This window comes from Hongsoonwoonella zoysiae, from assembly GCF_013266695.1.
Classification (GTDB): Bacteria; Pseudomonadota; Alphaproteobacteria; order Rhizobiales; family Stappiaceae; genus Hongsoonwoonella; species Hongsoonwoonella zoysiae.
Genome location: NZ_JABRXF010000003.1, coordinates 595,929 through 621,443 on the forward strand (window position 1 = coordinate 595,929; position 25,515 = coordinate 621,443).

The window sequence follows — 25,515 nt, forward strand, 5'->3', positions numbered from 1 at the left end:
AAAGGCTTTCGAAAATGGCTTCACCCAGAATCGGTCTTGCGCTTGGCGGCGGCGGCGCGCGAGGGCTTGCCCATGTTCCGGTTCTTGAAGCCTTCGACGATCTCGGCATAACGCCCCACGCGATCGCGGGAACTTCCATCGGTGCGCTGATCGGCGCGGGCTATGCCGGTGGTATGTCGGGCGACCAAATCCGAGCCTACATCGAAATGGCGCTTAGCGACCGCAACGCGGTGCTTGCAAGGCTGTGGCAACTGAGGCCGAAGCGGTTCGCCGATATTTTCAGCGGCGGCGGAGGCGGGGTAATGCAATTCGACCCCTTAAGGGTCCTTGAGGTTTTTGCCGGCGATGCGATACCAAAGACATTCGAGGAGCTGAAGATCCCGCTTACGGTACTTGCCACCGACTTCTACGGCTGCCGGGAAGTCGATTTACGCAGCGGCCCGCTGCATTCCGCCGTCGCTGCGTCAATCGCAATCCCCGCGCTGTTCAAACCGGTTACGATTCAGGACCGCATCATGATCGACGGCGGCGTGGTCAATCCGCTTCCCTTCGACGCGCTGCCGCAGGCCTGCGACATCGTCGTGGCGGTGGATGTCGTCGGATCGCCGGTGCCTCGGCGTAAAACGCCGCATCCGAGCGCAAGCGACTCGCTTTTCGGGGCAACACAGATCCTGATGCAAAGCGTCGTTTCGGAGAAACTGAAAAGCCGGCGCCCGGATATCCTGGTCAGGCCGGATATCGAGGCTTTCCGGGTGCTGGACTTTCTGAAAGCCCGGAAAATCATGGATGCCGCGCAACCGACCCGTGAAACGGTGAAAAGGGAAATAGAGAAATCCATCCGGGCGATCGAGAAATCCGGAAATGGCGAAAAGATAGCCTGAGAATTCCTTCAAGGCGCGTTCTGACGCTTGAAGCCTTCACGCCGGACCCTACCCTCAAACGGGTCCATGGGAGGTTCCCGCATGCTACGTCTCCTTGCGTTATTTTTCCGACGTGCGATCGCCGCGTTTGTCCTCTTGCCGGCGCTGGTTATCCCCGCCTCGGCGGTATGTCAGCTTGTCGCGGAAACTCCTTGGAACCGATTGCCGGTGGTAAAGGCCGCGCTGGCGCCCGACGAGGTGCGGATAACCTATCTCGGTCATTCGACCTTCGAGATCGAAACGCCGAAGGGCATAAGGATCGCGACCGACTACAGCGGAGCCTACAAGCCGGTGCGGTTTCCGCATGTGGTGACGATGAACGGCGCGCACGGGACGCATTTCACCTTTAATCCGGATCCTGAAATCGAGCACGTGCTGCTTGGCTGGAACCCGGAAGGCGGGCCGATGGACCACGACAAGACGATCGAAGACGTGCGTATCCGCAATATTCAGACCAACACCCGCGGCTGGGACGGCGAGACCAACCTTCTTGGAAATTCGATCTTCGTCTTCGAGGTGGCGGACCTTTGCATCGCCCATCTCGGCCATTTGCACCAGCGGCTTACGGAAAACGATCTCACCCGCCTCGGCCAGATCGATATCGTCTTCGTGCCTGTCGACGGATCGGCGACGCTTTCCCACCAGAGCATGATCGAGGTTCTGAAATCGATCGGCCCGCGCATGGTGATCCCGATGCACGTCTTCCGCTACGGCTCGCTGCAATCCTTCGCCGCGCGCATGACGGAAGCAGGCTACATCGTCAACATGTCGGACAATGCGACCTATATCGCAAGCCGCGCCGGCCTGCCGGCGGCACCAACTTTCCTGGTGCTGCCGGGCTATTGACCCGCTGCGACGTCAGCCGTGAACCGCGAGGCTGTCTTCCGGGGTCGCCTCGCGCTCCTCAAGCCCGTAGTCGCGTAGAACGTGAGCAACCCTGAGCCGGTAGTCGGAAAAGATCTTGTTGCGGCCCATGGCCTGCGCCTTTCGGTGCTCCATGGTGTTGCGCCACGCCTTGACCGCTTCCTCGTCGCGCCAGATCGAAAGCGACAGGATCTTGCCGGGCGTCATCAGGCTCTCGAAGCGCTCGACCGAAATGAAACCGTCCATCGTCTGCAAAACCGGCTTCAGGTCGGCTGCGATGTCGAAATATTCCGCGCGGTGCTCGGGCTTCGGCACGACTTCGAATATCACGGCGATCATGGGGCAGCCTTTCTATCGATGAGATTCTGTGAATCAGAGCGCGACAATATCCCTCCTATGGGGCATTTACAGTCACATTCACTCAAATGCTATATTCCGATATTTTTCGAAATACCGTTGAAATTGCATTCCGGATGAGTTATCTCATGCAGCATGACCCTTGATGATGCAGCAGCGCGGCTTGAAGCCCTCGGCAACCCGACAAGATTGAGCATCTACCGCACGCTCGTGCGGGCGGGCGAAGGCGGCCTTTCCGTCTCGGCCCTGCGCGAGCGTCTAGGCGGCGCGCTTTCCACGCTTTCGCATCATCTGCAAAAGCTGATCCTCATCGGCCTCGTCATCCAGGAGCGGCAGGGCACGACGCTGATCTGCAGGGCGAACTACGACCAGATGCACGGCCTTGTGGACTATCTGACGAAGGAATGTTGCGCGGACGAAACGGACGCCCGCCAGGGCGATGCCGCCTGATTTTTTTTGAGCCTCAGCGCTTTCTCAACGGGAAATCGCTTCAGATTCAATAGTGAAGCATATTCTCGTCGTCGAAACGGCGGCGTTTCGACGACGAGAATATGCTCTTAAATTCCGATATTCCTAGAAATATCGGAAGATGGAGACGTACCGAGCATGAGCGAACAAACGGCAATTCAAACGAGCGCACCTCGTTTCCGCCTGCCGAAAGCGGATGCGGCGCTGCTGATCGGCGGAACAGCACTCCTCTTGCTGGGCATCTTCGATCTTGCGCAGGTGGCACCGACCACCGTCTTCACCGTCGAGCAATTGATCGACATCGCCCCCTATCTTGCCGCCTCGATCCTGATTGCCGCCTATGCCGCGGCAACCGGCGCGGACAACCTGATCGCGCGCGCTTTCACCGGCAGGAACACGGCTATCATGGTGCTTGTCGCCGCGCTTACCGGCGCCTTGTCGCCTTTCTGCTCCTGCGGCGTCATTCCGCTGATCGCCGCTCTTCTTTCGATGGGTGTGCCGCTTGCCCCGGTAATGGCGTTCTGGCTCGCCTCGCCGATCATGGATCCGACCATGTTCGTGCTGACGGCGGGAACGCTCGGCACCGGCTTCGCCATCGCCAAGACCACGGCGGCAATCAGCGTCGGTCTTCTCGGCGGCTACGGGATATTGCTTTTCCAGCGCGCGGGCGGCTTCGAAAATCCGCTGCGCGCCGAAGTGGGCAACGGCGGCTGCTGCGGTTCGAGCGTGCGCTCGCGCAAGGATGTCGCATGGTCCTTCTGGACGGAGGGCGCAAGGCGCAGGAAGTTTTACGACAACGGGCTGAAGAACACCCTGTTCCTCGGCAAATGGCTGGCGCTCGCTTTCCTGCTGGAAAGCATCATGCTGACCTATGTACCGGCCGACCTGATTGCCCGGCTGCTTGGCGACGGCGGCCTGCTGACGATTGCGGCTGCGACCGTCGTCGGCATTCCCGCCTATCTGAACGGCTACGCGGCCCTGCCGCTGGTCGGCGGGCTGATCGACCAGGGCATGGCGCCCGGCACAGGCATGGCGTTCCTCGTCGCGGGCGGCGTCACATCCGTACCGGCGGCAATCGCCGTCTTCGCCCTCGCGCGCCTGCCCGTGTTTTTCGCCTATATCGGCTTCGCGCTTATCGGGGCTTTCAGTGCAGGCCTCCTCTATCAAATGAGCCTGGGCTTCTGAACAGCTTCAATCTGAGTCTTAACCCTCAACTTGGCGTCGTTCCCTGAAAAATTTCTTCAGGAGCGACGCCGCTTTTCTTTCGCCGATGCCCGAATAGACGTCCGGCGCGTGATGGCAGGTGGGATTTGCGTAGAAGCGCACACCATGCTCCACCGCACCGCCCTTTTCATCGCCCGCGCCGAAATAAAGCCGCCTGATGCGGGCAAAGGAAATTGCCGCCGCGCACATCGGGCAAGGCTCCAGCGTCACGTAAAGATCGCATCCCGTCAGGCGTTGCGAGCCAAGCTTCGCGCCGCCCGCGCGGATCACCAGCATTTCCGCATGTGCCGTCGGATCGTCAAGCTCAAGCGTACGGTTTCCGTCGGCGGCGATCACCTCGCCATCCTTCACCAGCACGGCGCCGATCGGCACTTCGCCACGCGCTTGAGCGGCTCTCGCCTCTTCAAGTGCGAGATCCATGAAGCCGGAAAGTTCCGGGCGGGGTTTAAGGGGCTTCGTCATGCTGCGGGAAGATACCGGTGGCAACCGGATCTGTCACCGGCCGGAGCGTCTGCTAGAAATATTCGCATGGCTGGAATGCGCGGAACAAGCGTCCGCCGTGCAAATCTCGCGTTCCGTTTCGCTCCGCGCTCTGCTATGACGCCGCCATGACAGACAAGAGAAAATCAGACAGGCCAGCGCCGCGAGGCAAGCCGGCCCGACGCCCGCATTCCGGCCCCGCCGGGAAGCCGCGTGGCAAGTCGAATTCAGGCCCGGCGCCGAAGCCCTCGCTTGCGCCGGAGAAGACCTCGACGTTTGAAGGCGAGCGCATTGCCAAGGTCATGGCACGCGCGGGGCTTTGCTCGCGCCGCGACGCCGAGGACTGGATCAAGGAAGGGCGCGTGTCCGTCAACGGCAATGTGCTGACAACGCCCGCGACGACGATCACCGAACGCGACAAGGTTCTGGTGGACGGGCAGCCGCTTCCCGTGCGCGAACGAACGCGCCTGTGGCTCTTCCACAAGCCGCGCGGCGTGGTGACGACGACGCACGACCCGGAGGGGCGCGAAACCGTGTTCGACCGGCTGCCCGACGACATGCCGCGCGTGATGGCGGTCGGGCGCCTCGACATCAACACCGAAGGCCTGCTGCTTTTCACAAACGACGGCGGGCTTTCCCGCGTCCTGGAACTGCCGGCGACCGGGTGGCTGCGCCGCTACCGCGTGCGCGCCTACGGCAAGATCAACCAGGAGCAGCTTGACGCCCTTTCCGACGGCATCGCCATCGACGGCGTTCTTTACGGCGCGATCGAAGCGACGCTGGAACGCGTGCAAGGCGACAACGTGTGGCTTTCGATCGGCCTGCGCGAAGGCAAGAACCGCGAGATCAAGAAAGTGCTGGAGCACCTTGGCCTTTCGGTGAACAGGCTGATCCGCGTTTCCTTCGGCCCGTTCCACCTGATGGACCTGGCGGAAGGCGAGATCCGTGAAATTCGCGGCCGGGTGCTTCGCGACCAGCTCGGACCCCGGCTCACCGATGAATCGGGAGCGGATTTCGACGCGCCGATCCTGAACCAGCCTGAGCAGAAAACCGAGACGCAGGGCCACAAGGGCAAGACGGACAGCAAGCGCGGTGAGAGGAAGGGCAAACCTTCCGGCGGCGGCTGGATGAGCGCCAAGGAAGGCCGCAGCGCCGTTTCCGGGCGCGGTGCGAAAGACAAGGGCGGACGGCTCGGGCGCGACAGGCCGAGCCGCGACAGGAACGACCGCGACAGGCAGGACAGCGCCCGCCCCAATCGGGAGCGTTCCGGCCCAGATCGTCCGAGCCGCGACCGCCCCAATCGTGACCGCCCCGACCGCGAGCGTTCCGGCAACAACCGCCCGGGGCGGCGCGAGCGCCAAGACGGCGAAAGGCGCTTCGACCGGGGCGAAAGGCGCTTCGACCGGGGCGAAAGGCGCGAGGGAGCCGAAAACAGGGACAGGGATAGAGACAGGGGCGAGGCAAGACCGAAGCGCCCGCGTGCCGCCGCCACCGAGGAACGGCCGAGAAAAGTTTCGCCGCGAAGCCGCTTCCGCTTCACCAAGGACGTGGTGGAAAAGCCACGCCCCAAGCAGGGCGAGGCGCGACGCCCGCAACGCCGCATCTGGGGCGAGGAAGGCGAAATCCTGCCCGACAAGAACCAGGAGAAACGCAACGAAGGCGGCAAACGCCCCGGCTTCAAGCGTGACGAAGGTGGCGCGGGCAAGGGCCCGCAGCGCCCCCACCGCGGCCCGCGCAAATGAGGATCGTTTCAGGCCGCTTCAAGGGAGCCGCCCTTGCCGCGCCCAAGGGGCAGGCGACGCGGCCCACCAGCGACCGGCTGCGCGAGACGATCTTCAACATTCTGGCGCATGGGCTTTCCGAAGAGGGCGATCCGGTCGGGGATGCGCGCGTGCTCGACCTTTTCGCCGGCTCCGGCGCGCTCGGCTTCGAGGCGCTGAGCCGTGGCGCGAAATCCTGCCTCTTCGTAGAAGAGGCCGTGGAGCCGCGCGGCGTGATCCGCCGGAACATGGAAACGCTGGGTCTCAACGGCGTTTCGAAAATCTTCCGCCGCGATGCGACGAAACTCGGCGCTGCCGGCACGATCGAGCCGTTTAATCTCGTTTTCGCCGATCCGCCCTACCGCAAGGGCCTGGGCGAAAATGCGCTTGCATCCGCCCGCGACGGCGGCTGGCTGAAGCCGCACGCCATTTGCGTGCTGGAAGAAGACGCGAAGGCCGATATCGACATTCCGGCGGGCTTTCGGGAAATCGACCGGCGCACCGTCGGCGACAGCCAGGTTATCTTTCTGAAAGCCGATTGAGGCTCACTTCCGCCCGAACAGGCGCTCGATATCGCCGAGCTTGAGCTCGATCCACGTCGGGCGGCCATGGTTGCACTGGCCCGACAGGGGCGTTGCCTCCATCTCGCGCAAAAGCGCGTTCATTTCCTCAGGCCGCATGCGCCTGCCCGCGCGCACCGAGCCGTGGCAGGCCATGGTGGCGGCCACATGATCGAGCCGCCCGCGCAAGCCGTTTGCGCTGTCCCATTCGGCGATCTCGTCGACAAGATCATGGATCAGGCCACGGATATCGAGATCCCCCAGAAGCGCCGGCGTTTCACGCACCGCCACCGCGCCCGGGCCGAAAGCCTCCACCACGAGGCCGACGGCCTCAAGATCCTCCGCCCGCTCGACAAGCCGCGCGGCATCATCCTCCGAAAGCTCCACAACCTCCGGGATCAGCAGGATCTGGCGGGCCACGCCCTTCTCGGCAAGGGCCGCCTTGAGGCGTTCATAGACGAGACGCTCATGCGCGGCGTGCTGGTCGACGATGACGATGCCGCTTTCCGTCTGGGCGATGATGTAGGTTTCATGCACCTGGGCACGCGCGGCGCCCAGCGGCAGGTCCTGCGTTTCCTCCGGCGAGGCGGCGTCGTTCGCCCGAGCATCCGCCGATGGGGTGGCGAACCCGCCGAAGCCCGATTGCTCTTCCTCGAAAGCGGGAGCCGGCGCGCCATTGACCTGGGTTCGACCGTCGAAGGGGCGAAAAGATGAGGATTGCCAGTCAAAGGACGCCGCCGGGGCGGGACGCTGCGGTGTTATGCCCGAAAAGGCGGGCCTTCCTTGCGCGGAGCGGGCGAGAATATCGACGGCCGCGGTGGCGTTGCTGGTGGAAGCGCGGTGGCCGGCATCGACCAGCGCCTGCTTGATCGCGCCGACGACGAGGCCGCGCACGAGCTGGCCGTCCCGGAAACGCACATCCGCCTTGGCGGGGTGCACGTTGACGTCGACCAGCTTCGGCTCGATATCGACGAAAAGCACGACGACCGGATGCCTGTCGCGGGCGAGCACATCCGCATAAGCCCCGCGCAGCGCCGACAGCAACATCTTGTCGCGCACAGGCCGGCCATTGACGAAGAAGAATTGCGACAGCGAATTCGCCCGGTGGAACGTGGGAAGCCCGGCAAGCCCTTCAAGGCGCACGCCCTCGCGCTCTGCCGAAATGCGCATGGCGTTTTCGACGAAATCCCTTCCCAGCACCTGGGCGATGCGCGCTTCCTGCGCGCCTTCCCCGCGCGCGGCCGCATAATCCGCCGTCTGGCGCTCAGGGCCCGCCATCTGGAAGCGGATTTCGGGGTGGGCCAGCGCCAGCCGCCTGACCACCTCCGTGATCGCCGCCGTTTCCGCCCGGTCGGACTTCAGGAACTTCAGCCGCGCGGGCGTGGAAAAGAAAAGATCGCGGATTTCAACCCGCGTGCCTTTCGTCTGCGCAGCCGGAACGGGGCCGGACTTCGCGCCACCCTCTACCGTGACCTGCCAGCCGTGCTCGTCCGCGGCATGGCGGGTCTGGATGGAAAGGCGGGAGACCGAGCCGATCGACGGCAGCGCCTCGCCGCGAAAGCCGAGCGTGCGGATGTCGAAAAGATCATCCTCCGCAAGCTTCGACGTGCAGTGACGTTCGACGGCGAGCGAAAGATCTTCAGCTCCCATGCCCTCGCCGTCGTCGGTGACGCGAATGAGAGACTTGCCGCCGGCCGCCGTCACCACCTCGATGCGCGAAGCCCCCGCGTCTATGGCGTTTTCGACCAGTTCCTTGACCGCGCTTGCCGGGCGCTCGATAACCTCGCCCGCCGCAATGCGGTTGATCGCGCCTTCGCTCAACTGGCGGATCTTCATGGAATAGTCACCGTTTCCCGAAACATGAGCCGTTTTTCGTGTGCGATTTCCCATTGCGGGAACGATCGGATATGGTCCGCCGCGGCGGGCGAATCTCCCGCGAAACAACCACACCTTACCAGACAATCACCGCCCGAAAGAGACCCCTGCCGATGAATGCGCAAAGCCCCCTTCTCATCCCCGGCCTTTCGGCGATCGCCGGCGAATACAAGGGGCTTTTATGCGACGTGTGGGGCGTGCTCCACAACGGGGTGACGGGTTTCATGCAAGCGAGGGACGCGCTTGCGAGCTTCCGCGAGAAGCGCGGCGGGACGGTGGTGCTGATTACCAACGCGCCGCGCCCGTCAGCCCCGATATTCGACCAACTGGCGACGCTCGGCATCACCCATGACGCCTATGACGCGATCGTCACCTCGGGCGATGTGACGCGTCAGCGGCTCCGCGCCCTGGGCGATGCAAACGTCCTGCACCTGGGGCCGGAGCGGGACCTGTCGCTTTACGAGGAAACGGACGTACGCCTGGGCGAAGAGGCAGCGGCGGCGGCAGTCGTGTGCACCGGCCTTTTCGACGATACGAGCGAGACGCCCGACGATTACCGCGACATGCTGACGAGGCTCGCCAAACGCGGCCTGCCGATGATCTGCGCCAACCCGGATATCGTTGTCGAAAGGGGCAACAAGCTGATCTGGTGCGCGGGCGCGCTGGCGCGCCTTTACGAAGACCTCGGCGGCGAGGTGAAGATCCTCGGCAAGCCGCATGCGCCGATCTATGACGCCGCGCTCGATGCGCTGTCGGACAAGGCGGGCGCAAGGATCGACAAGCGCCAGGTGCTGGCGATCGGCGACGGGCTGCCGACCGACATTCGCGGCGCCGTTTCGCAGGATATCGACGTGCTGTTCATTTCGGGCGGCATTCACGCCGCCGACTTCGGCCCGACTGAAGACCCCGACGAAGCGCTCATCCGCCGCAGGCTGGCCGAAGAAGGCCTGACCGCCCGCGCCGCGGTGCCGAAACTCGTCTGGTAACGGGGAAGCGAAGCGCTCAACCGAAAAGCTTGTCGATATCGTCCTGGGCAAAGACCTCCAGCATGGCGTCGACATCTTCCTGGGAGACGCCCTCGCCCTTGTGCTGGGGTCCGTGCAGAATAAGCTCGCGGCGGCGCTTTTCCTCCGCCGTTTCCTCGGCCGGAACGTCGTCGATTTCATTCACGCGCAAGCGCCTGACGAAGGAATTCACCCGCTCTTCGATATAGTTGAGCGTGCCCACGACCTTGGAAATCCGCTGTCCTGTGATGTCCTGGAAGGCGCAGGCCTCGAAAATTTCCATGATCTTGTGCTGGACGACCGCCTGATAGGCGTCGGCGTCCTGCGGATCGGCGGACATGATGGTCTCCGCCGCTTCCATGATCGTGTGCGTGGCGCTCTCCGTCGCCTCCACGATCGCGTCAAGCTCGCGCCCGGCCTCCGGGATGCGATTTTCCTTGATATCGGTCGCGCGAAGCTGCGTGATTTCCTGCTTCATGCGGCAGATTTCGTCGGAAATCTCCACCAGTTCCTGGGTTACCGCCGGCTGCACGGCGTTGACGTAGTCCTTCATAGACCGCGCCATGACCTCCGCAAGGCCCATGACGTCGTTCAACGTCACATCGTCCTTGCGGGCACGGCTTTCTTCCAGAAATTCGATGAGGCGCGCGACGTTTTCTTTTTGTATTGCCGCCATCCGTCCCCCTCCTTCAGGCTCCACATACACAGTATCCGCCGCGGCGACCCCGCGCGCCGCCGCGCGGACGATAACCTGCGCCAGCCAGAACCGGGACACTGGAGCGTCTTCCACGAAAGCGGGGCCGCTTCCGTGGCAAGAAATAACCGCGGGATCATTGTCTTGCGCATACCCTTCTCGCCCGATCCGATACAGATCGGGCCGGATACAGGCTAGTCGTTGAAGACCGCATCGATCTTGCCTTTCAACGTCTGGGCGTTGAACGGCTTCACGATATAGTTGTTCACGCCGGCCTTCTTGGCGGCGATCACGTTTTCGGTCTTGGATTCCGCCGTCACCATGATGAAAGGCGTTTTACACAGGCCCGCGTCGGCACGAACCTGCTTGAGAAGTTCGTAGCCGGTCATCGGCTCCATGTTCCAGTCGGAGATCACCAGACCGTATCTGCGCTGCTTCATCTTTTCCAGCGCTTCGGTCCCATCCGCCGCGTCGTCCACATCCTCGAAGCCAAGCTGCTTCAAGAGGTTCCGGATAATGCGGATCATCGTCTTGTAATCGTCCACAACGAGGACCGGCATCTGAAGATCAAGGGCCATCGTCTACTCCATACAGCCATTATGCCCGCCCCTTTACCGGGGCTTTGAGCGTCATCTTGCCGAATTTAGGAGGAAGACACTCGCTGTGTCCCCGCCTCCCCACACGAAAGGCACTCTAGGACAAGCCCCTGAAAACTCCGTTAATGCCGCCTCGCGAAGTCGTTTTCCCCGCCGCGAGGCGTTCAGCAAAACCGCGCCCACCCTCATCCATTCGCCGAATTGCCGCGGTTTTACGGGCGCTGTAGCCTTGATTTTGCAAGAACATGCGAGCCAGGGGCGGTTAAATGCTGGAACTGCGGACACTCTTTTTCGAGGACCTGAGCGTGGGGATGCGTGAAAGCGTCACGAAAACCGTGAGTTCCTCCGACGTGGTGGGCTTCGCCGAGGTTTCGGGCGACCGCAATCCGATCCATTTGTCGGAGCATTTCGCCGCCAAGACTCCGTTTCGCACACGCATCGCGCACGGCCTTTACACAGCGAGCCTGATTTCCGCCGTGCTCGGCACCAGACTGCCGGGCCCGGGCGCGATCTATCTGTCCCAGACCCTGAACTTCAAGGCGCCGGTCAAGATCGGCGACGAGGTCATTGTCACGGTCGAGGTCATGGAGTTGATCGAAAAAGGCAACCGGGCACGCCTTTCCTGCATATGCGCCGTCGGCGAGACGGTGGTGCTGGAAGGCGAGGCAATGGTGAAGGTGCCCACGCGCGCGTCTGCCGAGGAAAAGTTTTCGCGCGGCTGAGGACCGGATTTATTGTAATGCGGGCAGCTTGACCTTTGGCGCGGGAATGGGCAGGGTCCGCGCGCTTTCGCTGCGATGAGCGATCGAACGCAAATGACCCGACAGACTTGATCCCAAGGCCCCAGCCCCGATGACAGCCGCGCCGTCAAACGACTTCAAGACAGTCACAGATCTTTCGGCCTTTCCGCAAGCGATGCGCGGCGGCGTAGTCGCGATCGGCAATTTCGACGGCGTGCATCGAGGTCATCAGGCCGTGCTGGAAACGGCGATGCGCGAGGCGGAAAGCCGAGGCGCACCGGCATTCGCCATGACGTTCGAGCCGCATCCGCGCACGTTCTTCAACCCGTCCAAACCCGTTTTCCGGCTGACGCCGCAAGCCGCCAAGGCGCGCGTGATGCGCGCGCTCGGTCTTGACGGCATGGTAGTGCTGCCGTTCACCCGCGAATTTGCAAGCCTTGAAGCGCAGGCTTTCGTGGATGACGTGCTGCAGGGGTCGCTTCACATCGTGCACGCCGTGACCGGCTACGACTTCCACTTCGGCAAGGCGCGCAAGGGTACGCCCGATTTCCTGAAGGCGGCGGGCATGGCCGACGGTTTCGGCGTGACGATCGTCGAAGCCGAAACGGATGAAAACGGCGAAACGGTTTCCTCAAGCCGCATTCGCGAAGCGCTTGCAGCCGGCGACGTCGCGCTTGCCAACGCGCTGCTCGGCTATCGCTGGTTCTTCGAAGCGAAAGTGCAACACGGCGACAAGCGCGGGCGCGACCTCGGCTATCCGACCGCCAACCTGACGCTTTCCCCGGAAGCGGAACTTGCCCACGGCATTTACGCGGTTCGGGTGAAACATGACGGCAGCGAGCATGACGGCGTCGCAAGCCATGGCCGCCGCCCGACCTTCGACAACGGCCAGCCGCTTTTCGAAGTGCATTTGTTCGATTTTACGGGCGACCTTTACGGGCATGAACTGGAAGTGGAACTGATCTCATACCTTCGCGAGGAACGAAGGTTCGACAGCGCCGAGGCGCTGATCGCACAGATGGACACAGACAGCGCCGAGGCCCGCGCAGCTATACAGTCTCTACAACCGCTGAGCCCGCTCGATCTTGCCTTGGGCGAAATGAGTTTCGACGGAAACTCCGCCTGATGGAGCGGGAGCCGTCCGGGACGTCCGGCACGCTTCTTCAGCAGGATACCCTGCGCGGGATCTCGCTGATGACCGGCGCGATGCTGCTCATCCCGCTCATGGATATCGTCGCAAAATACCTGACCGCGACACTTCCCCCGCTTGAAATCGCCTTCGGCCGGTTTGCTTTCCAGGCCATCTTCGCGTTTTTGACCGCCGCCATAGGGCCGGGCCTGTCCGCCTTGAAAACCTCCCGCCCGCTGCCGCACCTCTTGCGGGGGCTGTTTCTCGCCGGGGCGACCGTGTTGTTCTTCACCGCGCTGAAATACATGCCGGTGGCGAATGCGATCGCCATATTCTTCGTGGAGCCGATGATCCTGACCGCCCTTTCGGCGATATTCCTGAAAGAACAGGTGGGATTGCGCCGCTGGCTGGCAATTTTCATCGGCCTGGCGGGCGCGATCCTGATCATTCGCCCGGGGATCGCCGAATTCGGGCCGGCGGCGGTCCTCCCGCTTGGAACGGCCTTCCTGTTCGCGCTCTATCTTTTGCTCACGAAGCGGCTTTCGGGCGAAGGCTCAATGATGTCCATCCAGTTCACGACCGGCATCGGCGGGGCGCTGCTTCTCGGATCGATGGCGGCGGCGGCCGTCGTTTTCAACGTCGAAGATGCGATCTTCAAGGCGCCGCCTCTTCCCGCGCTCGGGCTGATGGCCGTCATCGGCGCGATATCCTTTTTCGCGCATGGATTGATCGTAAGGGCATTCGCGATGGCGCCCGCATCCGTGCTCGCCCCATTCAACTACCTCGAGATCGTCAGCGCGACGATCTTCGGCTATCTCGTTTTCGCCGACTTCCCGGATGCTATCACATGGTACGGAATCGCGATTATCGTCGGCTGCGGTCTCTATATCGCCCATCGCGAGCGGGTGAACCGGCAGGAGATCGCCCAGGCGCGCGGAAGCAGAAGCGGCGCAGCAGCCGACGACGATCCTGTCGCATGACTTGTAATTCACTGAGACGCAATGGAAACTGCCGCACCATGCCGGCAAGATTTCCGGATTTCAGCTCATGAAAGACGGGCGATGACCGTTCATCAATCCACCACGCAGGGCTACGCATTCGAGGAACTTGAGGTCGGCATGACCGCCTCGACGAGCGATACCGTGACCGAAGATCTCATCCGCCTTTTCGGCGAGGCGAGCGGCGATCTCAATCCTGTCCACTTCGACGCGGAATACGCCGCGCAAACACGCTTCAAGCGCCCTATCGCGCACGGTCTGCTGACCGCGGCCTTCATCACCCGCGTCATGGGAATGCAGCTTCCGGGGCCAGGCTCGATCTATGTGGGACAGACCTTCAGCTTCAAAAAGCCGGTCTACCCCGGCGACACCGTGGTTTCTTCCGTTACCGTTTCGGAGCTCGACGAGAAAAGGGGCTTTGCGACAATCGCTGTAAAAGCCGAGGTTGGTGGCGAGACCGTTCTCGACGGAGTGGCAACCGTGATGCCGCGCCGGAAACGACCGTGAATGGCCCAAACGGGACAAACGCTTAAAGCAGGGCTTTATTCGGACAAGGCCCGCTGCTAAAACCCCTGCCCGAACGTTTCAGGCAATTCGAACCGTGGACGCAGATCCTTGCGCGAACCAGACGCCAATTCGGCCATAAGGATACCGGGGCCGCGAATTACCGGCCCGGCTTTCGCGTAAGGCGCACCAAACGCCTTCGAAAGACCGGGACGAAACGCATGACGCATCGGCCGCGCCATCTTTTTGAGCCGGCGGCCGTTTCATGAGCGCCAAAGGCGCAGCCAGATTTGCGACCGGCCCGAAACGGCGGTCCACCCAGCGGATTCCGACACATGACCGAGACGACGACGCGCGATTATTCCGAAACGCTTTATCTGCCCAAGACCGACTTCCCGATGCGTGCGGGACTGCCGAAGAAGGAGCCCGAAATCATCGCGCGCTGGAAGCGGCTCGACCTTTACCGTCGCCTGCGCGAAGCTTCGACGACGCGCGACAAATACATCCTCCACGACGGCCCGCCTTACGCGAACGGCAATATCCACATCGGCCACGCGCTCAACAAGACGCTGAAGGATATCGTCACCCGCTCCATGCAGATGCAGGGCTGGGATTCCAACTACGTTCCTGGCTGGGACTGCCACGGGCTGCCGATCGAATGGAAGATCGAGGAGCAATACCGCGCCAAGGGCAAGAACAAGGACGAGGTGCCGATCAACGAGTTCCGCAAGGAATGCCGCGACTTCGCCAACCACTGGATCGGCGTGCAGCGCGAGGAGTTCCAGCGGCTCGGCATCGAGGGCGACTGGGATAACCCCTACCTCACGATGAATTTCGACTCCGAGGCCTTCATCGCCGAAGAGATCATGAAATTCGCCACCTCCGGACAGCTTTACCGCGGCTCCAAACCGGTGATGTGGTCCGTCGTGGAAAAGACGGCGCTCGCCGAGGCGGAGATCGAGTACCATGAGTACACCTCCGACCAGATCTGGGTGAAATTTCCGGTCGTCGAATGCGGCGGCACGGATGCAGGCGCAGCCGAAGAGCTTCTGGATGCTTCCGTCGTCATCTGGACGACGACGCCCTGGACGATCCCCGGCAACCGGGCGATCTCCTATTCCTCCAAGATCCACTACGGGCTCTACAGGGTAACCCAGGACGATCTGCCGGAAGAAAACTGGGTGCAGAAGGGCGACACGCTGATCCTGGCCGATGTGCTGGCGGGCGCCGTTTTCGAACAGTCGCGCGTCGAACGCTACGAGCACGTGCGCCCGGTTCCGGCCGAAGAGCTTGCCAGCATCACTTGCGCCCATCCGCTGCGCGAGATGGACCTTGGCGGCTACGATTTCGACGTGCCGCTGCTCGACGGCGATCACGTGACGGACGACGCGGGCACGGGCTTTGTGCACACCGCACCCAGCCACGGCGCCGACGACTTCGAGATCTGGATGATGAACCGTGCTGACCTGGAAGCGCGCGGCATCTCGCCCGAAATCCCCTTCACCGTCGCCGACGACGGCACCTATACGAACGAGGCGCCCGGCTTCGAAGGGGCGCAGGTCATCACCCACAAGGGCGAGAAGGGCAACGCCAACAAGCGCGTGATCGAAGCGCTGAAGGAAAGCGGCAATCTGATCGGCCTCGGCCGGATGAAGCACCAGTACCCGCATTCCTGGCGCTCGAAAAAGCCGATCATCTTCCGCAACACGCCGCAGTGGTTCGTCCATATGGACAAAGCACTTGAAGGCGGGGAAGGCGACACGCTGCGCGCGCGCGCGCTCAAAGCCATCGACGAGACGCGCTTCGTGCCGGGAAGCGGGCAGAACCGCCTGCGCTCCATGATCGAGAACCGGCCCGACTGGGTGCTTTCGCGCCAGCGCGCCTGGGGCGTTCCGATCGCCGTTTTCCGCAACGAGGAAGACGGCCGGCTTGCACCCGGACCGGACTTTGCCGCAAATGAAGAACTGATCGGCCGCATCAAGGAAGCCTTCACGCAAGAAGGCGCCGACGCCTGGTTTGCCGACGGCGCCAAGGAGCGTTTCCTCGGCGGGCTCGTGAACGATCCGGAAAACTGGACGCAAGTGCGCGACATCCTGGACGTGTGGTTCGATTCAGGCTCCACCCACGCCTTCTGCCTGGAACAGCGCGACGACCTGAAGCCCCATCGCCAGGGTCTCGGCGGCAAGGACTACGTGCTCTACCTCGAAGGCTCCGACCAACACCGGGGCTGGTTCCAGTCCTCGCTTCTAGAAAGCTGCGGCACGCGCGTGCACGCACCTTACGATGCGGTGCTGACCCATGGCTTCACCATGGACGAGCAGGGCCGGAAGATGTCGAAATCACTCGGCAACCAGACGTTCCCGCAGGATGTCATCAAGCAGTATGGCGCGGATATCCTGAGGCTTTGGACAGCATCGGTCGAATATTGGGAAGACCAGCGCATCGGCCAGGAAATCCTCAAGACCACAGTCGATTCCTACCGCAAGATGCGCAACACCATGCGCTGGATGCTGGGGACCCTTACCCACTACGAAGGCGAGGAAGTCGCGCTTGCCGACATGCCGGAGCTGGAGCGGCTGATGCTGCATCGGCTTGCCGAACTGGACGAGATGGTGCGCCGCGCCTATTGGGACTTCGATTTCAAGAAGCTGGTCCACCACCTCTTGACGTTCCTGACGGTGGAGCTTTCCGCCTTCTATTTCGACGTGCGAAAGGACGCGCTTTACTGCGACCCGGCGTCCTCGACCCGGCGCAAGGCCTCGCTCTATGTGATCGACAAGCTCTTCAACTGCGTGACCGTGTGGCTTGCCCCGGTTCTTCCGTTCACCATGGAAGAAGCGTGGCTTGAGCGCCACAGCGACGAAAATTCGTCGGTTCATATGGAGCTCTTTCCCGAACTGTCGGCAAACTGGCGCGACGATGAACTGGGCGCCCGCTGGGCCAAGATCCGCACCGTGCGCCGCGTGGTGACGGGTGCGCTTGAGATCGAGCGGCGGGAAAAGCGCATCGGCGCCTCGCTCGAAGCTCATCCGACCGTACATGTCACGGACCCGGCCCTGATGGCAGCGCTTCAGGGCGTCGACATGGCGGAAATCGCCATCACCAGCCAGGCGACTGTGACGGGCGCGCCCGCACCGGACGACGCCTTCACCCTCCCGGACGTCAAGGGGGTCGCGGTCGTGCCGGGCCGTGCCGAGGGCAGAAAATGCGCGCGCTCCTGGAAGATCCTGCCCGAAGTCGGTTCCGACCCGGAGTATCCGGACGTCACGCCGCGCGACGCGGACGCCCTTCGCGAGTGGGACTCAGCCCACGCTCCGGCCTGACATGGCGCTGAAACCAAAGGGGAAAACGCTTCTCTGGGGGGCAAGAAGCTCCCTCGTCGGAGCGCTTGCCCTTGGTGGTGCGGTTGCGGATCAGGCCGTGAAGCTTTGGATGATCCACGGCTTCGACCTCGCCTCGCAAGGGCGGGTGGAGCTTCTGCCTTTCCTCGACCTCGTCATGGTCTGGAACTATGGCATTTCCTACGGCCTCTTCCAGCAGGGTTCGGCAACGGGGCAGCTTCTGCTGGCCGCCTTCACGGTGGCCGCGACGGCGCTCCTTTGGGTCTGGGGCACGCGGGTGTCGGACAAGGTGGCGGCGGTTTCGCTCGGCCTGATCATCGCCGGCGCCATCGGCAACGGAATTGACCGCATCGCTTACGGAGCGGTCGCCGATCTCTTCCATTTCCACGTCGGCGCATTCTCCTGGTACGTCTTCAACCTCGCGGATGTGTGGATCGTTGCCGGAGTGGCCGGTCTCCTGTATGACAGTTTCGCTGGCGGCCCTAAAGACGCCGCAATGTCGCCTCAAGGAAAGCGTGGGCGAATGGGGGAAGCGATTCCCTCATCTTCAACACGCGCCGAGAGTGACGAAGACGCTTCGAAAGCCGCAGGAACGGCGAGCCGACAAGGACATGACGATGACGAAAACCGTTGATGCCCGCGGTAGAGACGCATACGGCAAGCCGGGCGCCGGGACAATCCGCAGGCTTGCGACGCTTTCCGCAGCCCTTGCGCTTGCCGGAATGCTGGGCGCCTGCTCGACCGGGTCCGACGGCTTCAACGACGGCGAGGAGAAGGTTCTGCCGGACGAAGCGCTGGTGAGAAGCCTGATGGCCGGGCTCGGCGCAGTCGACCCGAAAGAAAAGCCGATCGAATACGCGCCGCGCGCACCGCTGGCCATGCCAAGCAAGACGGACGAAGAAAGCCCGCTCCCGCCACCGGAAGACCCGCAGACCGCGGCCGACTGGCCCACCGACGACCAGACGGACCTGGCGCGCGTTCGCGCCGCCTACGCCTCAAGCCCGCTCGGCGTGCGCCTGACGCCGGAGCAGCAGAAGGGCCTGCCGCAGCTTGCCGGCCTGAAAGAGCGTGACCTGGAGACCGAACGGGAAGAGGCCGCCGAATTCGACGGCGAGCGGCTGACGCCGGAGGAACTGAAGCAGGGCTTTTCCAAGCCCAAGGACGATGTGAACACGACGTCCCTATTCGGCCCGGACGGCAAGCCGGTGCGCCGCTTCCTGATCGATCCGCCGATCGAATATTCCACGCCTGCGGGCGACGGAGCGCTGATCGCACCGGAAGAGAAAAAGCAAGCGCCGCTGACCGCGGACGATTGGGAGAAAGAAGCCCGTCCAATCCCGCTCAATTGATCTGGCGATCGGCCACGCAAGGTTTCAGGAAAGGCCCCGAATTCGGGGCCTTTTTCGTATCCGGTTCTTCAAGCGGCGGAACCTTACGAAAAGTTCACGCGCGTCCGCCCCTTTCCGGCCTATATCTGGGAAAAGAGTGACCGTCTCATTCGTGGAGGATCTTCGTGAAGCGCTATTCCCTCAAGGCATTGCGACGCCTTGTCCGGCCGACGGCCCTTGTCATGGCCGCTACGGTGGCCGCCTCATCTCCCCTGACCGTTTCCGCCTCCGCCGAACCGCAGGCGGCCGCCACCTCTACCGACTTCGCGAAAATTCGCGTGGGCGGCGAGATCGCCACCTTCACCCTTGAAAACGGGATGGAAGCCGTTGTGATCCCGGATCGCCGCGCACCGGTGGTGACCCATATGGTCTGGTACAAGGTGGGCTCGGCCGATGAGGCGCCCGGCAAGTCGGGAATTGCCCATTTCTTCGAACACCTCATGTTCAAAGGCACGAAGAACCATCCTGCAGGCGCGTTCTCCGAAAAAATCGCGGCGATCGGCGGCAGCGAAAACGCTTTCACCAGCAACGACTACACCGCCTACTTCCAGCGCGTCGCCAAGGAACACCTCGGCACGATGATGGAGTTCGAGGCAGACCGCATGGCCAATCTGGTGCTGAGCGAAGAGGTGATCGCGCCCGAGCGCGATGTCGTCCTGGAAGAGCGCCGCCAGCGGGTGGAAAACGATCCGGGATCCAAACTCGGCGAGACGCTGGACGCGATGCTCTACGTAAACCACCCCTATGGCGTGCCGGTGATTGGCTGGAAGAACGAGATCGAGGCGCTTAACAAGGCCGATGCGATTGATTTCTACAACCGCTACTACACGCCGAACAACGCGATCCTGATCGTTGCCGGCGATGTCACGGTGGACGAGGTGAGGAAACTTGCCGAAGAAACTTATGGGAAGCTCGAACGCCGCGCGGAGCCCGGCGAACGCTCCCGCCCCAAGCCGCAGACGGTGCCAGGCGAGCAGACAGTGACGCTGACCGACCCGCAGGTCAACCAGCCCAACCTGCGCCAGGCCTGGCTTGTGCCGAGCTATAACACTGCCGAAGGCACGGATGCGGAGGCGATCGACGTCCTGGCCCAGATCCTCGGCGGCGGCAACACCAGCCGGCTTTATGAAAAGCTGGTCGTGCAAGACGGCGTCGCGGCGGCGGCGGGGAGCTGGTATCAGTCCAGTTCGCTCGACGATACGCGCTTCATGATCTACGCCGTGCCGCGCGATGGCCGGACCCTCGACGAACTGGCCTCCGCCACCCGCGCGGTCGTTCAGGACATAATAGACAATGGCGTGGACGGGGAAGAGCTGGAACGGGCGAAGAAGAGCATTCTTTCCAGCACAATCTACGCTCAGGACAGCCAGTCGACCATGGCGCGAATATTCGGCGTGGCGCTGACCACCGGCGGCACGGTGGAGGAAGTGCAGGAATGGCCTGCCCTCCTTGCCTCCATAACCGCCGAAGACGTGCAGGCGGCCGCCCGCAAGTTCCTTGCCGGATCGCCCGTCACAGCTTTCCTGAAAGGGCCCGAAACGGCATCCGGCGCGGCCGATGTCGGCCAGAAATCCTGATTTCCCAGATTGATCGGAAAGACGCTTGTCATGAACTTTCTTGCCCGTTTCAAGAACGAACAGCCTGCTTCCGGCACGTTCCGGTATGGCCTAAAATATGCGGTCGCCGGCCTTGCCGGCCTGGCGCTTGCCAGCCTGTGGCCGCATCTCGCCCAGGCTACCGACATCCAGGAAATCACCACGGAAGCCGGGATCACCGCCTGGCTGGTGGAAGATCATACGGTCCCGCTTATCGCCGTCGAATTCGCGTTCGAAGGCGGCTCTTCCCAGGACCCCGCCGGCAAGGAGGGGCTTGTGAACCTGCTTTCGGCAACCCTGGACGAAGGTGCGGGAGACCTGAAGGCGCGCGCTTTTCAGGAAAGAATGGAAGATCTTGTCATGCGGCTTTCCTTCGATGAAGGCCGCGACGACTTTTACGGTTCGATGCGCACCATTTCGCTGAATGCCGACGACGCGTTCGAAATGCTGCGCCTTGCCGTGACGGAGCCTCGTTTCGACGAAGAAGCCGTGGAGCGCATGAAAACGCAGCTCGTTGCCAATTTGCGCCGGGAGAAGAACGACCCTGACGCCATCGCCGGACGCGTCTGGTCTGAAACGGTGTTTCCCGACCACCCCTACGGCAGACCTTCCAAGGGTACCGAGGAAACCGTCGCCAAACTGACGCCCGACGACCTGCGCGCCCTGCAAAAACGCTTGTTTGCCCGTGACAACCTCAAGGTCGCCGTCGTTGGCGCCATCGATGCCGAAACGCTGAAACCGCTGCTCGATCGCGTTTTCGCAAGCCTGCCCGAAAAAGCCGATCTTCTGGAGATTCCGGACATCGAGCCCAAGACCGGAATGACGGAAACGGTGGAGCTCAACGTGCCGCAAACCTCGATCCGCGTCGGCTTGCCGGGCCTGAAGCGCAGCGACCCGGAGTTCATTCCCGCCTTTATCATGAACCACATCCTGGGCGGCGGTGCCTTCTCCTCCTGGCTCTATGAGGAAGTGCGCGAAAAGCGCGGCCTGGCTTATTCCGTGGGCTCCTACCTTGTATCGCGCGACCACTCCGGCATGCTGATGGCCGCCACCGGCACACGCGCCGAAAAGGCCGCTGAAACACTGTCCATAATCGAGGAGCAGTTCAGCCGCATGGCCGAGGAAGGCCCGACGCCCGAAGAATTGCGCAAGGCGAAGGACTACCTCACAGGCTCCTATGCGCTTCGCTTCGATTCTTCTTCCAAGATAGCCAACCAGCTGGTCGGCATTCAGATCGAGGATCTCGGGATCGATTACATCAAGAACCGCAACGAGATGATCGAGGAAATCACCCTGGATCAGGTGAAGGCCGTCGCCAGGCGCCTGCTTGCCGGCAAGACGCCGACCATCATTACCGTCGGGCCGAACGGGGCGTAGGCAGAAAGCCCCTATCCGCGCATTCCTTAGAAATGCGGAAGAGAAAAACGCCGCGCAACCGGTTGCGCGGCGTTTTTCATCAGCCTCTTCAAATTTAAATCCATTCCCCCAGACCATGTCCCCAGACCCTGGGGCGACCGTGGCTATTCGGCGGCGCGACGGGTCACGCGATTGGCATTGGACTGCAAGACCTCCGGTCGCACGGGACGCGGCGGTGAGAACAACATGCCCTGCCCGATCCGCACGTGATAGTCGAGAAGATCGAGCACCTGAGCCTCCCCCTCCACATGATCGACGATAAGTTCGATACCGAAACGCTGGAGAAGATCGCCGAAATCGGCCGGGTGAATATCCCCCTGACCAACGCCGGCATGGCCGAGCATGCGGCTGGCGTTGTATTTGGCGAAGCGGAAGCCCCGATCGGCGAGATCGCGGAAATCCATTTTCAAATCGGTGATGTTATCGACCGAAAAACGGAATCCGATATCGGCCAATGCGGCAAGGCTTTCCGTTTCGAGAATTCCCATTTCGGCCACATCGGCCTGGGTGAATTCGAAGATCAGCATGTCCGCGAAGCCTTTCTGGCTGCGAACGAACTCCAGAAAGCCGGGAAAGAACGTCTCGTCGACCAGGGTCGCCGATGAGATATTGACGAAAAGGCCCGCCTCGCGGTTGCGGCTCGAAAGCCGCCTGAGAACCTGGATCGCACGAAACAGCACGAGATTGTCGATCCGGGGAAGAAGCCCGGCTCTCGCCGCCTCGGGCAAAAACTCGCTCGGCGTGACGACCGTGTCATTTTCGTCGCGAATGCGGCTCAGCGCTTCGTAATACTTCACCCGGCGCTGAGGGAGAATGACGATCGGCTGCAAGTAGAGATCGACACGATTGGCTTCCAGCGCCTCTTGGATCGTCTCGCGCATTGCCAGATCCGACTGAGCGCGTTCGCGCGGTATCCGAAAAGGCTCATCCGCCCGGGAGGAGAAATCGTCCGGCCGGGACCTTTCACGCTCCCTGTGCGCGGAAGAATCGTCCCGCCTTGCGTATTCATGCCTACCTTCGCGCCGGGACGAGGCTTCGCCAAGACGGCGCTGCTGGCGTTCGCCCTGCGCTGCGCCGTGATATCCGATCTCGCGCGGCGGCTCCGCGTAATGCGTGACGCGGGCAACCTCCGGCTCGCGCGGAAGGGAAATCCGACGATCCTGATCCTCGATCCGCGTTTCCATGTCCGCCATGGCTTCCGCCATCTGCTTGACAAGGGCGCCCAGCACCTCGACCTCGGCGAATAGCGGATCGATCTCCTCGCGGGTCCTGCGCGGGATCGTGCTTTCAACACCCGTAAGCCGCCCCTCGAGGTTGCCGACATCCTCGTCGATCTCCTGCATCCGCTCCTCCAGCCGTTCCACCGCCTCGCTCGTCTCGCCGCGTTCACGGGCGCGGGCGAAGACCAGATGCACCACCGCCATGGTGCAAAGGATCGTGGCTGAAAGGGATAGGGCCTCCACAAGCGGCCGCCCGAACTGGACCACAAGCACGGCCCCGCCGGACACGGCTATAATCGCCATGCAGAGGAATATGAAACTGTTCGGTACGCGCGCCATGTACTGTCAGTGGCCTCAGCTGAATCTCGAATGGCTTACGGTCATTCCATGCTTACGGTGATTCGCCTCATGCATCACCAGTCTGTTAATGCCCGAACACAATCTTGGACCGGTTTCGGCATTGATTCGCCAGCACAATTTGTTGATCGGCACGCCGGCAGCCCCTTGACCTTCCAGTGACCGGAAGCCTTAGGGACAAGTCTAGCACGTTTGTAAAAGGAGCATGATCCCCATGAAGACAATCGCCCTCAAAGTGGACGGAATGAGCTGCGAAGGCTGCGTACGATCGGTTGAAAAGGCCGTCGCCGGGATAGATCCGAACGCCAAGCCTGCCGTCGACCTCGCTGCCGGCAGCGTTACCCTCACCTCCGATCGGGATATCGCTGAATTCGTTACGGCAATCGAGGATACCGGCTATGACGTAACGAGCCGGGCCTGAAGGCTCGAAACGCCCAATCTCCCCCCCGGTATCAACACTTTGTTTACCATGCTGGCAGCAAATAGGGGTTGAACATCAAATCAGTACGGCTCGCGATAGCCGTGCGGGAAAAAGGGGGAATCGCGGGCATGGAGGCTATCCATGGCGCGGATCGGGCCATAAACGTGGCGGTCCTTGACTTTGACGGAGCGGCAACCGGCCTTTGCCGCGCCGTCACGGATGCGATGAAACGCCCCTGCGCCGAGCCTGTCGCGTTCGACGACCGCAGACGTTTTTTCGCAGCCTGCGGCGATGACAGGCCCGATGTGTTTTTCGTCGACGTGAGCGGCCTTGAAAGCGAGGAGCAGCTTGGCCGGCTTGCCTCTCAGTGCCCGCACTCGGTCATGATCGCCGTCGGGAAGGAAGGCTCGCTCACGCGCATGCTGACCGTGCTCGAAGCCGGAGCGCATGATTTCGTGACGCCGCCTTTCGATCCGGAGGGCCTTGCCGGCAGGATCGACATGCTCCTTTGCCGGACCGTGCCCGCGTCGGCGCAAAGACAGTCTGATATACGCCACGCGGCAAGCCCCGCGACAGCGGAAACCGGCGGCGCCATGATGAGTACGGAGCCCGAATTCGAAGGTTTCGTTGGAACATCCGACCGAATGCGGGCGATCTACGATCAGATCGAGCGCATCGCGCCCTCGCATGCGCCGGTCTTCATCACCGGGGAATCGGGGACCGGCAAGGAGCTTTGCGCGCGCGCGGTCCACAACCGTTCGCCGCGCTCAGCCAAACCTTTCATCGCGATCAATTGCGCCGCGATACCGGCCGAACTGATGGAAAGCGAAATATTCGGCCACGTGCGCGGCGCGTTCACCGGCGCCAATGAAGCCCGGGCGGGCGCAGCCGAGCTCGCCGACGGGGGTACTCTCTTTCTCGACGAGATCGGGGAAATGAGCCTCGCCCTTCAATCCAAACTTCTGCGTTTCATCCAGACAGGGGACGTCCAGCGCGTCGGCGAGACGCACGGCCGGACCGTCAATGTGCGGATCGTCTGCGCGACGAACCGGGACCCGCACAAGGAGGTGTCCGAAGGGCGTTTCCGCGAGGACCTGTTCTACCGCTTGCATGTGCTGCCCGTTCACCTTCCGCCATTGCGCGAGCGCCGGCAGGACATTCTGGTGCTTGCGAGGAATTTCCTCCGCCTAGCCTGCGAGGAGGAACACCGCACGTTCACCCGCTTCGAACCGGCAGCGGAAGAGCGGCTGACCGCCTATTCGTGGCCCGGAAACGTGCGCCAGCTGGAAAACGCCATTCGACAGATCGTCGTGCTGAACGACGGCGTCACGGTGCGCCTCGGCATGCTGCCAGGCTATCTCGTGACCGACGGCATCCAGAGCGATGCGGGCCGCGCGCTTGCGCCGCGAAGAACCGTAGAGCGCCATTTCATCCATCCGGACATCCGGATCGAACCGCTGTGGGCTCAGGAACGGCGCATTATCGAACAGGCGCTTGACGCCTTCGACGGGAACATTTCCCAGGCTGCCGCCGCACTCGAAATCAGCCCGTCGACGATTTATCGCAAGAAACAATCGTGGAGCGAACGCCTGGCAAGCTGAAAA

General features: G+C 62.4%; 24 protein-coding genes. 18 read left to right on the top strand and 6 right to left on the bottom strand.

The annotated features are described in order from the left end of the window. The first annotated feature begins 14 nt into the window (after window positions 1-14). Together HPQ64_RS19190 and HPQ64_RS19195 are read left to right on the top strand one after the other, a co-directional pair. Window positions 15-881 (top strand): patatin-like phospholipase family protein, encoded by an 867-nt coding sequence (locus HPQ64_RS19190; protein WP_172890225.1) that lies wholly within the window; start codon window positions 15-17, stop codon window positions 879-881. A gap of 81 nt (window positions 882-962) precedes the next feature. Then, entirely contained in the window at window positions 963-1,766 is an 804-nt protein-coding gene (locus HPQ64_RS19195; protein WP_172890226.1) for an MBL fold metallo-hydrolase, read from the top strand. A gap of 12 nt (window positions 1,767-1,778) precedes the next feature. Here HPQ64_RS19195 and HPQ64_RS19200 read toward each other — a convergent pair whose 3' ends face one another. Next, entirely contained in the window at window positions 1,779-2,123 is a 345-nt protein-coding gene (locus HPQ64_RS19200; RefSeq protein ID WP_172890227.1) for an antibiotic biosynthesis monooxygenase family protein, read from the bottom strand. Window positions 2,124-2,276: 153 nt separating this feature from the next. Here HPQ64_RS19200 and HPQ64_RS19205 point away from each other — a divergent pair, with 153 nt between their 5' ends. Both HPQ64_RS19205 and HPQ64_RS19210 read left to right on the top strand, forming a co-directional pair. Continuing rightward, window positions 2,277-2,591 (top strand): ArsR/SmtB family transcription factor, encoded by a 315-nt coding sequence (locus tag HPQ64_RS19205; RefSeq protein WP_172890228.1) that lies wholly within the window; start codon window positions 2,277-2,279, stop codon window positions 2,589-2,591. A gap of 156 nt (window positions 2,592-2,747) precedes the next feature. Then, complete coding sequence (locus HPQ64_RS19210) at window positions 2,748-3,794, top strand: permease (RefSeq protein ID WP_172890229.1); 1,047 nt, start codon at window positions 2,748-2,750, stop codon at window positions 3,792-3,794. Between the two features lie 18 nt (window positions 3,795-3,812). Here HPQ64_RS19210 and HPQ64_RS19215 read toward each other — a convergent pair whose 3' ends face one another. Beyond that, window positions 3,813-4,295, bottom strand: a complete 483-nt coding sequence (locus HPQ64_RS19215) for a nucleoside deaminase (RefSeq protein ID WP_210260374.1) — start codon at window positions 4,293-4,295, stop codon at window positions 3,813-3,815. Window positions 4,296-4,441: 146 nt separating this feature from the next. Between HPQ64_RS19215 and HPQ64_RS19220 the strand changes: the two genes are divergently transcribed. Beyond that, window positions 4,442-6,055 carry a pseudouridine synthase gene (locus HPQ64_RS19220; RefSeq protein ID WP_172890230.1) on the top strand — a complete coding sequence of 538 codons (1,614 nt, stop codon included), beginning with the start codon at window positions 4,442-4,444 and terminating at the stop codon, window positions 6,053-6,055. After that, window positions 6,052-6,615, top strand: a complete 564-nt coding sequence (gene rsmD, locus HPQ64_RS19225; protein ID WP_172890231.1) for a 16S rRNA (guanine(966)-N(2))-methyltransferase RsmD — start codon at window positions 6,052-6,054, stop codon at window positions 6,613-6,615. Before HPQ64_RS19220 ends, rsmD begins: the two co-directional genes overlap by 4 nt. A 3-nt stretch (window positions 6,616-6,618) precedes the next feature. Here rsmD and mutL read toward each other — a convergent pair whose 3' ends face one another. Next, window positions 6,619-8,469: a DNA mismatch repair endonuclease MutL gene (mutL, locus tag HPQ64_RS19230; protein WP_172890232.1), complete on the bottom strand. Its 1,851-nt coding sequence runs from the start codon at window positions 8,467-8,469 to the stop codon at window positions 6,619-6,621. A 152-nt stretch (window positions 8,470-8,621) separates the two neighbouring features. Between mutL and HPQ64_RS19235 the strand changes: the two genes are divergently transcribed. Beyond that, a complete protein-coding gene (locus HPQ64_RS19235) occupies window positions 8,622-9,494 on the top strand; it encodes a TIGR01459 family HAD-type hydrolase (protein ID WP_172890233.1) in 873 nt (290 codons plus the stop codon). A 16-nt stretch (window positions 9,495-9,510) separates the two neighbouring features. On the opposite strand, the gene HPQ64_RS19240 is transcribed toward HPQ64_RS19235, so the two are convergent. Both HPQ64_RS19240 and HPQ64_RS19245 read right to left on the bottom strand, forming a co-directional pair. Then, a complete protein-coding gene (locus HPQ64_RS19240; RefSeq protein ID WP_210260375.1) occupies window positions 9,511-10,287 on the bottom strand; it encodes a protein phosphatase CheZ in 777 nt (258 codons plus the stop codon). A 113-nt stretch (window positions 10,288-10,400) separates the two neighbouring features. Continuing rightward, entirely contained in the window at window positions 10,401-10,784 is a 384-nt protein-coding gene (locus HPQ64_RS19245) for a response regulator (protein ID WP_172890234.1), read from the bottom strand. A gap of 284 nt (window positions 10,785-11,068) precedes the next feature. Here HPQ64_RS19245 and HPQ64_RS19250 point away from each other — a divergent pair, with 284 nt between their 5' ends. The 9 genes from HPQ64_RS19250 (at window position 11,069) to HPQ64_RS19290 (ending at window position 21,874) form a co-directional block, all read left to right on the top strand. Next, window positions 11,069-11,524 (top strand): MaoC family dehydratase, encoded by a 456-nt coding sequence (locus tag HPQ64_RS19250; RefSeq protein WP_172890235.1) that lies wholly within the window; start codon window positions 11,069-11,071, stop codon window positions 11,522-11,524. Window positions 11,525-11,654: 130 nt separating this feature from the next. After that, window positions 11,655-12,668, top strand: a complete 1,014-nt coding sequence (locus HPQ64_RS19255; RefSeq protein ID WP_172890236.1) for a bifunctional riboflavin kinase/FAD synthetase — start codon at window positions 11,655-11,657, stop codon at window positions 12,666-12,668. Then, on the top strand, window positions 12,668-13,651 hold the full coding sequence (locus tag HPQ64_RS19260) for a DMT family transporter (protein WP_172890237.1): 984 nt from the start codon (window positions 12,668-12,670) through the stop codon (window positions 13,649-13,651). Before HPQ64_RS19255 ends, HPQ64_RS19260 begins: the two co-directional genes overlap by 1 nt. An 81-nt stretch (window positions 13,652-13,732) precedes the next feature. Next, window positions 13,733-14,176: a MaoC family dehydratase gene (locus HPQ64_RS19265; RefSeq protein ID WP_172890238.1), complete on the top strand. Its 444-nt coding sequence runs from the start codon at window positions 13,733-13,735 to the stop codon at window positions 14,174-14,176. Between the two features lie 332 nt (window positions 14,177-14,508). Then, a complete protein-coding gene (ileS, locus tag HPQ64_RS19270; RefSeq protein WP_172890239.1) occupies window positions 14,509-17,496 on the top strand; it encodes an isoleucine--tRNA ligase in 2,988 nt (995 codons plus the stop codon). Between the two features lies 1 nt (window position 17,497). Further along, complete coding sequence (gene lspA, locus HPQ64_RS19275; protein ID WP_172890240.1) at window positions 17,498-18,148, top strand: signal peptidase II; 651 nt, start codon at window positions 17,498-17,500, stop codon at window positions 18,146-18,148. Then, window positions 18,132-18,863 (top strand): hypothetical protein, encoded by a 732-nt coding sequence (locus HPQ64_RS19280; protein ID WP_172890241.1) that lies wholly within the window; start codon window positions 18,132-18,134, stop codon window positions 18,861-18,863. Before lspA ends, HPQ64_RS19280 begins: the two co-directional genes overlap by 17 nt. A gap of 164 nt (window positions 18,864-19,027) precedes the next feature. After that, the gene (locus HPQ64_RS19285; RefSeq protein WP_343036071.1) at window positions 19,028-20,479 is read left to right on the top strand and encodes a M16 family metallopeptidase; all 1,452 of its coding nucleotides are present in this window, start codon (window positions 19,028-19,030) and stop codon (window positions 20,477-20,479) included. 30 nt (window positions 20,480-20,509) lie between these two features. Then, the gene (locus HPQ64_RS19290; protein WP_172890242.1) at window positions 20,510-21,874 is read left to right on the top strand and encodes a M16 family metallopeptidase; all 1,365 of its coding nucleotides are present in this window, start codon (window positions 20,510-20,512) and stop codon (window positions 21,872-21,874) included. A gap of 143 nt (window positions 21,875-22,017) precedes the next feature. Here HPQ64_RS19290 and HPQ64_RS19295 read toward each other — a convergent pair whose 3' ends face one another. Next, complete coding sequence (locus HPQ64_RS19295) at window positions 22,018-23,472, bottom strand: EAL domain-containing protein (RefSeq protein WP_172890243.1); 1,455 nt, start codon at window positions 23,470-23,472, stop codon at window positions 22,018-22,020. A 232-nt stretch (window positions 23,473-23,704) separates the two neighbouring features. On the opposite strand from HPQ64_RS19295, the gene HPQ64_RS19300 reads away from it, so the two are divergent. Both HPQ64_RS19300 and HPQ64_RS19305 read left to right on the top strand, forming a co-directional pair. Further along, complete coding sequence (locus HPQ64_RS19300; protein WP_172890244.1) at window positions 23,705-23,911, top strand: heavy-metal-associated domain-containing protein; 207 nt, start codon at window positions 23,705-23,707, stop codon at window positions 23,909-23,911. A gap of 68 nt (window positions 23,912-23,979) precedes the next feature. Further along, window positions 23,980-25,512 carry a sigma-54 interaction domain-containing protein gene (locus tag HPQ64_RS19305; RefSeq protein ID WP_210260376.1) on the top strand — a complete coding sequence of 511 codons (1,533 nt, stop codon included), beginning with the start codon at window positions 23,980-23,982 and terminating at the stop codon, window positions 25,510-25,512. Window positions 25,513-25,515: the final 3 nt, after the last annotated feature.